We start from the raw sequence: 13,575 nt of genomic DNA, 5'->3' as shown, positions 1-13,575 counted from the left end.
TTTTGACGGATTCCCTGATTGGGGAGAGCGGATGCCAAAAGTTTTCGCAGTTATCCCTGATACCTTCCTTCATGTTATATTTATTGAAGTGATGATTCAGGGGGCGAAGGGAATGACCGAGGAGATTCGGGAACGGCAGTGGGAAACTTTGCGGAGGATCGCCGAGACACTCAATCGGTCGACAGAAGTGCGGCCCATGTTACAGTCGGTGCTAGAGAAGTTGCTCGAGGTGACAGGTCTGGCCACAGGTTGGATTTTCTTGGCGGGAGACCGGATGGAGTTTGAGCCGGTAGCGGTTCATCGGTTGCCCCCCGGCCTCTCTGTGGAGGAGAATCGTCCCATGTGTCAGGGCTCCTGCTGGTGTCTCAATAAATTTTGGGATGGCCGGCTAAAGGAAGCAGCGAACATCATGGAATGCAAGCGGTTGGAAAATGCAGTGAAGCATGGTTGGGGGGATACTCGAGGGATTACCCACCATGCCACAGTGCCCCTGATCGCCGGGCAAGAGCGGATCGGCCTTTTGAATGTAGCTTCTCCAGGGAAAGAGAATTTTTCCAGGGATGAGTTGGCCCTGCTGGAGGCGGTAGCCTACCAGATCGGAACCGCCGTTCAGAAGACCCGTCTGATTCAGGTGCAGAGGCAGCGGGTGCAGCAATATGCCCGGCTAGATGAGGTGAGCCGGTTCCTCTGGATGGTGCGTGATGTAGAGACATTGCCTCGGCGGGCCGTTTGTGAAGCGGGCCGTCAGTTCCGCTGGCCATGGATGGGGATGTGGACCGGTGAAGGAGAACAGCTGAAACTGACCTCTCTTTATTCCCTGGGAAATTGTGTCGAGCCCAAGGTCTCTTTGCCTGTGGACAAGTTGGGACCGATCGGGCTCGCTTTTGTCAGGCAACAGGCGGTGACCGGAGAAGAGGGATTGGAGGTACTGCGTATCTGGTGGCCCGAATGCACAGCGGTGGCTGCGGTTCCCATCTCGACCCGGAACCGACGCATCGGTGTGCTATCTGCGGGGGTCGCTCGTGCTAAGGAGATGGAGGCTGGAGATCTTCCGATCCTCACCGCACTGGGAGAGCATCTCTCTTTAGCTATGGAGAAAGCCCTGTTGGAAGAGGAGCGGAAGCGGCTCACCCGGATGGAGGAGCGTAATCGCTTGGCTCGGGATTTGCATGATTCCGTCAATCAGAAGCTGTTTTCGCTCTCTCTGAGTGCCCATGCGGCGAAGGACTTCTCTGCAGAGCAGGGAAAACTTCTGCGGGAAACCCTGGAGGATATCCACCGTCTCTCCCGCGAGGCATTGAAAGAGATGCGTTCCCTGATTTGGCAGTTGCGTCCGGCGGGATTGGAAGCAGGAGTGATGACTGTATTGTGCCAGTATGGGAGAGAGTTGGGATTGATCGTAGAGGATGAAGTGGAGGGAGTCCGGAAGTTGCCCCGGAGAGTGGAAGAGGCTCTTTGGCGGATCGGGCAGGAAGCTTTAAACAATATCAGCCGCCATGCCGGTACGGATCGGGCTCATCTCTTCCTAAAGATGGGGAAGCGGGAGATCCGGCTGGAGATTACCGATCACGGTTGTGGATTCTCCCACGAATCGGTCCGCAGTGGAAAGCACTCCCTCGGCTTGAGTAGCATGGAAGAGCGAGTGGAACTCTTGGGAGGGACTTTTACTTTGGAAACCGCCCCTGCCCAGGGGACGATCTGCCGGGCAGTGATACCCATCGGGGAAAGGAGTGCAGGGGATGCCGATTCGGATTCTGTTGGTGGATGATCATCCGATGGTGTTGAAAGGACTTTCTCTTTTCCTGGGTACCCGGGAAGAGGTGGAGATTGTGGGTGAGGCCAGCAACGGGGCGGAAGCCTTGGAAAAGGTGAAACAGTTGTGTCCTGACGTGGTCTTGATGGATTTGATGATGCCAGTGATGGACGGTGTGGAGGCTACCCGCAGGATCCAAAAGATTCATCCCGAAGTGAAGGTGGTGGTCTTGACCAGTTTTTCCGATCAGGACCATGTGTTGCCTGCGATCCGAGCCGGGGCGGTAGGCTATCAACTGAAGGAAATCGAAGCGGAGGAGCTAGTGGCGACCATCCAGGACGCCTACCAGGGCAAGACCCAGCTTCATCCTCAGGCGGCGGGTCACCTGGTCCATCAGTTTACTTCTTCATCCTCGGGTTTCCACAAACCCGAGGGCCTGGAGATGTTAACACCCCGGGAACAGGACGTGTTGCGACTGATTACAAAAGGGATGAGCAATAAGGAGATCGCTGCTCAACTGGTAATCGCTGAAAAAACAGTGAAAACCCATGTGAGCGGAATTTTGAGCAAATTGGATCTGCAGGATCGAACTCAGGCTGCGATCCACGCCATGAAGCAAGGCTGGTTTGGTTGATAGGCCTTTACAGGCGTGTTGATTAGCTATATTTTAGGTGAGGATCGTGTTCACCCACGCAAACATGCGATCCCGCAAGGAAGTAAAAGCTAGCCGCTCCATATCTGACCATCGGGCAGGGGCAAAGCCGGGACGGTAGCAACACAAGTAAGAATGTTTCCCTGAACCCCCTCCCTTCAGATTTTCCGCTGGGTAAGATGGCAACCTTGCCATCGAGATTGTAGTGCCTGTGGTGCTACCTTAATCTAGAGCTTCAGCTCCTTTGGATTGTAGTGCCTGTGGTGCTTCCTTGAGTTCAGGACTTCAGCCCATCGGGATTGTAGTGCCCATGGTGCAGAGGTCGCTTGGGTAGCACACGACTCCCTTCTGCTAACTGTTTTCTGGTTAATCAACAGCCCTAAGGTCTTTACAAAAAAGTTGTCGCATAAGGGATGGTGCATGGACCCCATCCCTCGGGATGAATCAACTGTAATTTGGGTGAAATCTGGTGATTTTTTGTGCAAAGGTTAAAAGGACAGACGGCCTTGGGGTCGTTGCAATGGTTTGTATTTCTTCTTTCTAGTTCATTGGCAATCCCGATCGTCATCGGTCAAACTTTCCAATTGTCCGCACAAGAGACGGCAGAGCTGATGCAGCGAACCTTCTTTGTGGTGGGGATCGCCTCTTTTTTGCAAGGCTGGTTGGGCCACCGTCTGCCCATTGCCGACGGACCGGCGGGCGTTTGGTTGGGTATTTTTGTGATCCTGGGGGGGACCGTCGGGTTGGACTCCGGTGCCATGTTGCAGTCGCTGGAAGGAAGTATGTTGATAGCCGGATTGGTACTTTTTCTCATGGGAATCACCGGCTTAATCCGACGGATGATGACTCTGTTCACTCCCTTGGTGACCGGGGTCTATCTTTTGTTACTTGTCTTTCAATTGAGCGGAGTGTTTCTAGAGGGGATGATCGGACTGGGCGCTGACGGTCTCGACTCAGTGAGTGCTCTGCTCTCATTTGGCGTGTTGATCCTGATCATCTTCATCTCGGTGAAAGGAAAAGGAAGCCTGAAAGATTACTCCGTCCTCTTAGGAATTCTGGTGGGATGGACCGCTTTTGCTTGGGCGGGACGGCTTCCAGAATCTCCCCAGTCTGAGGGATGGATCCGATTGCCGGAACTCTTCGCCTGGGGAGTCCCCCGACTGGAGGGGGGGATGGTGATTACTGGCCTCCTGATCGCCTTCGTGCTGATGTCCAATCTGGTGGCCACGGTGGCGGCGGGGGAACAAGTAATTGGACGACGGCCAGAGGAGGCACGGAGAGCACTGGACCAGGGTGGGATCTGGAACGGAGTGGCCAATGGATTGGCTGCCCTTTTCTCCACTGTGGGAACGATTCCCTTGTCCAGTTCTGCTGGTTTTGTCCGGCTGACCGGGTTAAAAAAGTTACGCCCCTTCCTCATCGGTTGCCTGGTGATGGTAGGAGTCTCCCTGTTTCCTCCCTTGATGAGTTTTCTGGCGGGTTTGCCGGAGCCCGTGGCCGACGCGGCTCTGCTGGCTAGTTTTCTTCAGATCGTTTCCATCGCGGTGGGCAATATCACTCGGGAGCCCTTGGATGACCGGCGCAACACCATCCTCGGCATCTCACTCATGATCGGAGTGGGCATCATGTTTGTTCCCTCCACCGCTTTTGCTTCCCTGCCCTCAGTCCTTCAGTTCACCTTGGGCAACGGTCTTCTCACCGGGACTTTCCTTGCCATTCTGATGGAAAGACTGTGGCGGGGGAAAAAGAATGAATCCCCTTGATCCGGTTCAGCTGTGGGCCGGAGGCATTGAGTATCGACTTGTCTGAACCTTTCAGGCGTAAAATAAGGTTGGGATGGTGGGACGGTGAAGAGCCTTTGCACCCATAGGGCACAAGTCTCGCCAGGGTCGCTTTCCGCTCCCGGGTCTCGCTATGCGTTCTTTGCAAGAGATCGTAGCCCTCCCACCTTCCCCGTTCCCTCAAGCGATATGTGATGGGGGCAATGGGAAGAGCGAAAGGGTCGTTTCGTTCCTATCATCCACTTTAGGGTTCATCAACAGCCCTGTGAACTTTTATATTATGATCCAACTGTCAAGCATGGATAAACATGCCGAAATGGGGGGATTTTCGATGCCAACAGTGATCTTGAACTGACGAACCGATGATACAGGGCATGGTGAGCTACTCCGGTGAGGAAAAGCGAAAAAACCTGGTGTGACAGGTTTTTTATTCGTGCCCGGATTTCGGTCTGTTTGAAGCACCTCCTGTGAAAAGCGGAAATCAACCGGGGACGGTTGTTCTTTGGATATTGCAGGACAGGAACGGAACCCGTTCCTGTCCTTTTTTGTGCTGGAAAGAGATGCCCCTGTATTCACCATTTCAATATGGACAGTAAAGGGTTGAATCAGGTGGCAGCAATCAGTCGCTTATCGAATGTACCTCCGACATGTGATGTAGGGAACCTTTTTTGCGGGCTTGAAGGTGGTCCGCAAAAGCTCCCTCTTGCTTATCGTTCTGGGAATCGGTCTCTTTCATGGACTGTACAGCGAATTCCTCTTAAACATACTGACTCAATTACCAGCGCCCCTTTACCGGGGCGTTTTTGGGTTGCTGAAAACAACATGCAACTATGCCGATTGGGCACATATCCTATTTCAGATATGGATTTGGGTGGGTATATACTCCATCGGTGGTCCTTTGTCCCTCAAGACCATTCATTCTTAACTCTGTTTTTTGGAAGGTGGACGGAATGAAAAGATTTTTTTGGCAGTGGATGGGCCTGCTGTCGGCTGGAATATTGCTGTTGACAGGCTGTCAGGCATCCTTATCAGACCATGTCGCTTTTCCGGAACGACAGATCACCTATATGATCCCTTTTGAGGCTGGAGGTCAGTCCGACGTGGAGGCCAGAAGGCAACATCCGCTCCTGGAAAAAGAGCTGGGCCAACCCGTCATCATCACCTACAAACCCGGTGGGGGCGGCTCGGTGGGATGGGCGGAATTGGCCCGACAAAAAGCGGATGGTTATAATCTGGCCGGGATCAATATTCCCCATATCATTCTTCAGCCCCTAGCCAACCCGGATACCGGGTATCAAACTGAGCAGATTCAGCCGGTGGTTCTGTTTCAGAGAACACCGATCGGATTGGCTGTTCCAAAGGAGAGCGACATCAGGTCTATCAAGGATTTGGTGCGAAAAGCAAAAAAGAACCCTGGCAAATTGACAGTTGCCGGGTCAGGCACCTACACGGGGCATCATCTCGCCTTCAGACAGTTGGAGAAGTTTGCCGGAATTCGGATGAAGTATGTCCCCTTCACCGGTGCAGCGACCCAAACCCAGGGATTTTTCGGAGGAAATACTGATCTCATCTTGGCCAATACCAGCGATTTGGTGAAATACAAGGAGCAGTTGCAGATCCTGGCGATTGGAGGTGATCAACGCACAGAACTGTTTCCCAAGGTTCCCACCTTCAAAGAAGTGGGCTATGAGATGGCTCCTGTCATCGACCGTGGGGTGGGAGTACCCGCAGGTACACCGGCCCCTGTGGTCCAACGTTTGGAAGAAGCTTTTCTCCGGGTTGCCCGCAACGACAAAATCAAGGAGCAGATGATCCGGGAAGGGTTTGAACCGCTGGAGATGGGTGTGGTTGAAACCGAAAAATATATCAAGCGGAAGACTGCGGAACTGACCCCGATGATTGAGGAGGTGAAGTGATTCCATGGGTACCACAATAGCGGAAAGTCTGTTCACCGGATGGATGGATCCGGTGAACTGGTTGTTGGTGATTATCGGAGTTGCCGGAGGAATTCTCGTGGGTGCCCTTCCGGGGCTGACAGCGACCATGGCCTTGGCACTCATGCTACCGTTTACCTTTACCATGGGACCGGAGGCGGCGTTGATTCTGTTGGGTGCGATCTATATCGGAGCGATCTACGGCGGATCCATTTCCGCCATTCTGATCAATACGCCGGGCACTCCCTCTTCCATCGCCACCACTTTCGACGGTTTTCCTTTGACCCAAAAAGGGCGGGCGGAGCAAGCCTTGGTTACCGCGGCTTTCAGCTCGGGGGTTGGGGGCGTGTTGGGGGGAATCTCCCTTCTCTTCTTGTCCCCGTTATTGGCCGATCTGGCTTTAAGTTTTGGCCCACCGGAATTTTTTTGGGTGGCTGTCTTCGGACTCACGGTGATTGCAACCCTTTCCTCCGGTTCCATTGTCAAGGGATTGACCGGTGGAGCTTTCGGACTGCTGTTGAGTACCGTGGGTATTGCTCCCGTCGGGGGCGATTCGCGGTTTACCTTTGGCTTTTCTCCCCTGCAAGGGGGTCTGGACCTGGTCGTGGTGTTGATCGGTTTGTTCTGTATTCCGGAAGTGATCGCCATCATAGAGAGGCGGAAATTGCAGGATCACCTATCCTATCAGCCCGTGAAGGGGGTGGCAGGGAAGGTGATTAAAAGGCTGATCCGACGTCCCTTCCTGTTTCTTCGCTCCTCTGTCATCGGCATTGTGACGGGGATCATTCCCGGTGCGGGGGGAAATGTGGCCAGCCTGCTGGCTTATGATGCAACGGTCCGTTTCGATAAAAACAAAGAGGAATATGGGACAGGAAAAATCGAAGGGGTGGCGGCTTCAGAGTCGGGAAACAATGCCGAGGTGGGGGGATCTCTGGTCCCTCTCCTTTCTCTAGGGATTCCCGGAGCGGCACCGGCTGCCGTGCTGATGGGGGCGCTTTTAATCCAGGGAATCACACCTGGCCCGGACCTGTACAAAAATTATCCTGATCTGGTTCACACCTTTGTGGGTGCGTTTATTGCGGCCAACGTGGTGATGTTTGTGATGGCTTTTTATGGAGCCCGATATGTGGCCCGGCTTTTAAATCTCCCTTCCCATACCCTGGTTCCCTTGATCATGATGTTGACGGTGATCGGCTCCTACGCCATCCGGAACAACCTCCTCGATGTGGCGATGATGGTCGGGTTTGGGATCATGGGCTATCTGTTGAAAAAAGTGGGGTTTGAACCGGGACCCATCGTTCTGGGACTGATCCTCGGGTCGATTGCGGAAACGGGGCTGGTCCAGTCCATGTTGATCGGGCAGGCCAAGGGAGGCATCTGGATGGTGTTTCTGAACCGGCCGATCACCCTTCTCTTGATCGGTTTCTGTCTGATCTCCTTGGGCTCCTCCTGGTGGATGCTACGATCTGGCAGGCGGGAGCGAAGAGAAAAGAAGGGGGTCGAAGGCCGGAATGGGGGGGATCTGTGGGTGTCATTGGGTTTTATCTTGGTAGCGGTGATCGCTCTAGGGCATCTTCGGGGTTTGAACAAGATGAGTGCCATTTTTCCTGGGACGGTGGGGGGGATCCTTTTCTTCCTCGGAGTCGTCTGCCTGTTCCAAAGCTTGTTTGGCAGAGGGAAATCGGCAGAGAAGGGGGTGGCTCCAGTCCTTTCCGTGTGGGTGGTATCCCTAGGCATGGCGGGGTACGTCGCTTTGATTCCTTGGCTGGGTTTTTTGGCGGCCACTCTGTTGTTCGCAGGTACCGTCACCTGGTTTCTTTCCCAGAGGGAGAGGAATTTCCGGGGCGTTGCAGTCTCTCTCCTGATCGGTCTCCTTTTTTACGCGGTCTTCCGTTGGATCTTTATGGTGCCTTTCCCCGAGGGATGGCTGCTTTGAGCTCAGGTGGGATTATCGGTTCTAAGCTTTGGATTGCGGAATATATAGAGAAGAGAGAGTGGAAGGAGGGCGGGGAGTTTGTTCACTTGCAGGAAGGCTTACGACCCTATATCAGTTCCTGGGACCTCGCCCACCGTTGCTGATCAAAACATAAGAAACACCCCAGTAAGAATGGAGTCGAAGAAGAAAGGACAAAAATGGCAGAAAAAAACATAGCATTATATAGGTTAATCCAGGCGTGTTGATTCGCCATATTTGAGGTGGGGAAATCGTGTTCTACCACGCTCGGATTGCCATCCGGCAAGGAAGTGAAAACTGGCCGCTCCAAATCTGACCATCAGGCAGGGGCAAAGCCTTACGGAAGAAACACAGGGAAGATATTGCCCCTAAACGCCCTCTCGTAAGACTTCTCCGCTGGGTAGGATGGCAACCTTGCTATCGAGATTGTAGTGCCTGTGGTGCTACCTTCATCTAGAGCTTCAGCTCCTTTGGATTGTAGTGCCCATGGTACAAAGGTCGCTTTGGCAGCACACGACTCCCTTCCGCCGACCATTTTCTGGTTAATCAACAGCCCTGGCTTTATATCTTAGTTCAGGCGTGTTGATTCGCCATATTTTGGGTAGGAAATCAGGTCGGAATAGTGGACGGTGAAGAGCCTTTACGTTCCTTGCAGGAGATCGTACCCACCATCCCCGTCCCCGCAAGCGATATTTTACGATGGGGGCAATGGGAAGAGCAAAGGGATCGTTTCGTTCCTATCGTCTACTTTATGGTTTATAAATAGCCCTGACATAAATTGAATAAGATTGAAATATTCATTCGTTAATTCACATTATTTGTAAGAATAACAAATTATAGTGAAGGTGATATACATGGATGAGAAAAGAAAGAAAAATCCAGATGATAGCAAGGATAAACAACTAGAACAATATCGTAGAAAAAATACCGGCCCAGGAAAGAAGATGACGGATGATACCGGAGTAAAAGTTTCAAATGATACTTTTACACTAAGGGCAGGAAAACGCGGACCATTATTATTCCAGGATTTTCACTTCTATAAAAAACAGTCTCATTTTAGCCGGGAACGAATACCGGAAAAAGTCGTTCATGCCAGAGGTTTCGGGGTTTACGGTGAATTTGAGTCCTGCAAATCCATGCGACACCTCACAAAAGCGCACTTTCTGGGAGAGGCTGGTCGGAAAACACCTGTATTTACACGGTTTTCTAACTTCACTGGAAATAAGGGTTCGAAGGATACAGCGGTAGATATTCGGGGATTTGCGGTCAAGTTTTATACTCAAGAAGGAAATTATGATTCGTTGTCACTGCAGTTTCCTGTTTTCATTTTGGCAGATGCTATGAAGTTTATGGATTTGGCGCATGCAGCTAAACAGAACCCTGTTACGGATATCCCCCAAGCGACTGTCGCACACGATAATTTTTGGGATTATGTCGTGAACAACCAGGAATCCGCACATATGGTCATGTGGCTGATGTCTATGCGGGGTCGTCCTAGAAGCTGGCGTATGATGGAAGCCTGGCCTATCAATACGTTCCGATTTATTAATGAACAAGGAAAATCGACCTTTGTCAGATTTAAATGGGTGCCTAAACTCGGTGTTCATTCATTGTTGCTTGATGAAGCGAATATTATCGGAGGAGTTGATCCGGATTTCCATCGGCGAGACATCATTGAAGCGATTCAAAAAGGAGCATTTCCAGAATATGAACTCGGTGTGCAGCTTATTGCCGAGGGAGATGAATTTAAATATGATTTTGATATTTTAGATGACACAAAACTTTGGCCAGAGGAAGAAATTCCTGTTCATGTCATCGGTAAAATGACATTGAATCGGCTTGTAGATAATTTCTTTGCAGAGGAAGAACAGTCCGTATTTGATCCTGCCAGTGTTGTTCCAGGAATCGACTTTACGAACGATCCTGTTTTACAGGGTAGGGCATTTGCGTACAGGGATACAGAATTATATCGACAACATTCAGCAAATATTGAAGACCTCCCAGTGAATAAACCTATCGTAGAAAGAAACTTTAACCTTCGGGATAGCTATCAGAGACATCGAATTGATGTTGATTCTGTACATTACCACAATAATTCGTTAGCCAGAAATACTCCTGCTGAGGCTTCGTTTGAAGAAGGTGGATACGTCAATTATCCTGAGAAAGTCAAAGGACGCGTGACGAGGGAAGTTCCAAGCGATTCGTTCTATGATTTTTTTTCCCAGGCAAGACTTTTTTGGAACAGCCTATCCCCTGTTGAAAAGAAGGATCTTATCGATACATTTAGTTTTCACATTGGATATGTAAAAAGCAAATCCGTACGCCAGAAAAATGTAGATATGTGGGTAAACGTTGATAGGGAAATGGCATGCAGCATTGCCGACAATATTGGTGTTAAACGGCCAAAAGGTTCTCATATTCCAGTAACCAAAAGTTCTCCTTCTCTGAGTCAGGCTAATACACCGCATTATGCCTATACGCAAAAAGTGGGTATCTTAATTGGCAATGGATTTAATGACAAAGAAGTAAATCATGTTCTTCATACACTAGAGAAAAATGGTGTGTTTATGGACATTATTAGTGAAAAACTTGGTACTGTCAAAGGAGCAGGTGGCACAAAAATGAAAGCCAACAAGTCATTTCTTACAACATATTCTGTCTTGTATGATTCCCTTTATGTTGTTGGAGGAAGTGCTAGTAATCAAGTCAAATTCAACCAAGACATTATGACCTTCGTAAATAAAGCATACCAATACTATAAACCAATTGGCGTGGCGACGACTGCTCAGTCTTATTTTCAACCATCAGAAAAAAATAACTTGGCCGGCGTTGTCTTTGCCGCAAATAATCCGAATTTCGGAAAGGAGTTTGTCTCGGCCATCGCGCAGCAACGCTTTTGGAATAGAAGATAGAGAGTTATAGCAGGATCATTCATAACAGGATTATTTTCCGCCATGTTTGATCCTTTCCTTATTCATCGCTTGATAAAAATCTGGACTCAATTACGCTTCAGCGTAATTGAGTATGATCCAGGCCAGGGCTGTTGATGAACCATAAAGTGGAGGATGGGGACGAAAATGATCCTTTCACTCTTCCCATTGCCCCCATCAAAAATATTGCTTGCGGGGACGGGGATGGTGGAACGACTACTGTCCCTTGCAAAGTGCGCAAAGGCGAATCAAAGTCCCGCCATCCCCACCTTATTTCCTACCTGAAATATGGCGAATCAACACACCTGGATCCAGGTATATAACTAATTTCATAGGCATATGAATGGGATTGAAAAATCTTACGTTAGGATGGGTGATGACATGGGTAAAAAGCCATCAAAAAACCGAAGGCCTGTTGGAAATAATGCTAAACAGGAGCAATTGGATCAGTATCGTGTACAAAATACAGGAAAGCCAATGACGACACAGGAAGGGAAAAAAAAATCACAGGATCAAGATCAATTAAAAGCCGGTATCCGCGGTCCTGCACTACGGCAAGATTATGAGTTTTTTGAAAAAATGTCACACTTTGTCCATGAAGAGATACCGGAAAGAGTGGTTCATGCAAGAGGTTACAGTGCGCATGGAGAGTTTGAATGTTATCAGTCCATGAAACATGTTACCAAAGCAGGATTCTTACAGGAAGCGGGTAAAAAGACGCCATTAACTGTCCGTTTTTCTACTGTACAGGGGGCTAAAGGGTCTTATGATACGGCAAGAGATTTACGCTGTAAGGGCGTGAAGTTGTATACAGAGGAAGGAAATGTCGATCTGACCACGATTGCAATGCCCGTATTAATTAATCAAGACGCGATGAAGTTTCCAGATGCGATGCATGCGTACCAATCTAAGCAAGATGATGATATACCAACGGCTACCGGCGCACACGACAGGTTTTGGGATTATGTAGCCAATAATCCTGAAGCACTTCATATGGTGGAGTGGATTATGTCCGATCGGGGCATCCTAAGAAGCTATCGAATGATGGAATCGTGGTCAATTAATACGTACCTTTTTGTTAACGAACAAGGGGTAGCAACCTTTATGAGGTATGTTTGGAAGCCTGTTCTTGGTGTTCATTCCCTACTTCAAGATGAGGCGCAGAAAATCGGCGGTCTCGATCCAGACTTTCACCGGAGAGATCTCCGAGAGGCAATAGACTGTGGTGCTTATCCTGAATACGAATTAGGTGTTCAGCTCATTCCGATGGAGGATGAATTCAAATATGATTTTGATATTCTAGATGCTTCGAAATTTTGGCCAGAAGAGCTCATCCCTGTTCAAATGATTGGTAAGATGACATTAAATAGAAATATTGATAATTATTTTACAGAGTCTGAACAAGTCGCATTTAACCCTGCAAATGTCGTTCCGGGAATTGATTTTTCCAATGATCCTGTCTTGCAGGGAAGGTTAATGGCGTATAGAGATGCACAACAACATCGACTTGGTAGCGCCAATTACGTTGAGTTACCAATTAACAAGCCAATCTGTCCGTTTCATAATAATCAGCGAAGGGGTTATATGAGGCAGCGAATCGATGTCGATCAGGTAAACTATCATGAAAATTCACTAGCAAATAATACCCCTTACACGACACCCCCGGAAGAAGGCGGCTATGTTAGTTATCCAAAAAGAGTAGAAGGTCACGTCATACGAGCCCGAAGCGAATCGTTCACAGATTACTTTTCGCAACCGAGGATATTTTGGAATAGCCTGACACCTGTTGAAAAACAGCATACGATTGAGGGATTTAGCTATCAACTCGGAAAAGTAAAAAGCAAATCTGTTCGCCAGCAAAACGTCAATTTATTGGCCAATGTGGATGAGGAAATGGCTTGCATCGTTGCTGATAATATTGGTGTTGATCGCCCAAGCGGATTCCAGGTTCCTGTTGGAGAAAGTTACCCTTCCCTTAGTCAGGCCAATTCGCCCCGTTATGCATATACGCAAAAAGTGGGTGTACTGATTGGGGATCATTTTAATGATACAGAGGTAACCCATGTTCTAACCACATTAAAGCAAAATGGAGTTTTTATTGTCATCGTAAGTGAAACACTTGGTTTTGTCAGAGGTTCTAATGGTACAAAGATCAAGGTTGATGAAACATTTCTTACAACAAGTCCTTATTTGCTTGACTCGCTTTATGTAGTTGGGGGACGTTCTAAAGGACAGGAAAAATTTAATGATGATGTTACCCATTTCGTACATGTTGCATATAAACATTATAAACCGATTGGTGTTGCCTCAACTGGGAAGTATTTTATTCAACCATCTAAGAAAAGTAATTTAGCCGGAGTGGTTTTTGCTGCGAATAATCCAAACTTTGGAAATGAATTTGTCTCTGCAATTGCCTGGCAGCGTTTTTGGAATAGAAAATAATACAGACGTGTTCAGGCGTGAGGGGACGGGGATGGTGGGACGGTGATGAGCGCAAAGGCTCTTCACCGTCCCACCATCCCGACTTATTTACTACCTTAAATATGGCTAATCAACACGCCTGAGCCATCT

The 13,575-nt window shown here is 49.2% G+C and carries 7 protein-coding genes; all 7 read left to right on the top strand.

Features of this window, described 5'->3' with window-relative positions; genetic code table 11:
• The first annotated feature begins 112 nt into the window (after positions 1–112).
• Positions 113–1,768 carry a GAF domain-containing sensor histidine kinase gene (locus JOD24_RS07415; protein WP_429246663.1) on the top strand — a complete coding sequence of 552 codons (1,656 nt, stop codon included), beginning with the start codon at positions 113–115 and terminating at the stop codon, positions 1,766–1,768.
• Positions 1,740–2,387, top strand: a complete 648-nt coding sequence (locus tag JOD24_RS07410) for a response regulator (protein WP_429246662.1) — start codon at positions 1,740–1,742, stop codon at positions 2,385–2,387. The genes JOD24_RS07415 and JOD24_RS07410 overlap by 29 nt, the downstream gene beginning before the upstream one ends.
• 497 nt (positions 2,388–2,884) lie before the next feature.
• Positions 2,885–4,168, top strand: a complete 1,284-nt coding sequence (locus tag JOD24_RS07405) for a purine/pyrimidine permease (protein ID WP_380162748.1) — start codon at positions 2,885–2,887, stop codon at positions 4,166–4,168.
• Positions 4,169–5,136: 968 nt separating this feature from the next.
• Positions 5,137–6,102, top strand: a complete 966-nt coding sequence (locus JOD24_RS07400; RefSeq protein ID WP_429246661.1) for a tripartite tricarboxylate transporter substrate binding protein — start codon at positions 5,137–5,139, stop codon at positions 6,100–6,102.
• Between the two features lie 4 nt (positions 6,103–6,106).
• On the top strand, positions 6,107–8,056 hold the full coding sequence (locus tag JOD24_RS07395) for a tripartite tricarboxylate transporter permease (protein WP_380162752.1): 1,950 nt from the start codon (positions 6,107–6,109) through the stop codon (positions 8,054–8,056).
• Positions 8,057–8,928: 872 nt separating this feature from the next.
• Positions 8,929–10,986 (top strand): catalase, encoded by a 2,058-nt coding sequence (locus tag JOD24_RS07390; RefSeq protein ID WP_429246660.1) that lies wholly within the window; start codon positions 8,929–8,931, stop codon positions 10,984–10,986.
• A 399-nt stretch (positions 10,987–11,385) separates the two neighbouring features.
• Entirely contained in the window at positions 11,386–13,446 is a 2,061-nt protein-coding gene (locus JOD24_RS07385) for a catalase (RefSeq protein ID WP_380162756.1), read from the top strand.
• Positions 13,447–13,575 lie beyond the last annotated feature (129 nt).

Source organism: Kroppenstedtia sanguinis (genome assembly GCF_050433445.1).
Lineage (GTDB): Bacteria > Bacillota > Bacilli > Thermoactinomycetales > DSM-45169 > Kroppenstedtia > Kroppenstedtia sanguinis.
The sequence above is the reverse complement of the archived record's forward strand: the minus strand, read 5'-3'. Positions and strand labels throughout refer to the sequence as shown.

Coding starts and splice junctions, on each gene's coding strand:
- JOD24_RS07415 (WP_429246663.1), top strand. CDS start 113: ATGACCGAGGAGATTCGGGAACGGCAGTGGGAAACTTTGCGGAGGATC.
- JOD24_RS07410 (WP_429246662.1), top strand. CDS start 1,740: ATGCCGATTCGGATTCTGTTGGTGGATGATCATCCGATGGTGTTGAAA.
- JOD24_RS07400 (WP_429246661.1), top strand. CDS start 5,137: ATGAAAAGATTTTTTTGGCAGTGGATGGGCCTGCTGTCGGCTGGAATA.
- JOD24_RS07395 (WP_380162752.1), top strand. CDS start 6,107: ATGGGTACCACAATAGCGGAAAGTCTGTTCACCGGATGGATGGATCCG.
- JOD24_RS07390 (WP_429246660.1), top strand. CDS start 8,929: ATGGATGAGAAAAGAAAGAAAAATCCAGATGATAGCAAGGATAAACAA.
- JOD24_RS07385 (WP_380162756.1), top strand. CDS start 11,386: ATGGGTAAAAAGCCATCAAAAAACCGAAGGCCTGTTGGAAATAATGCT.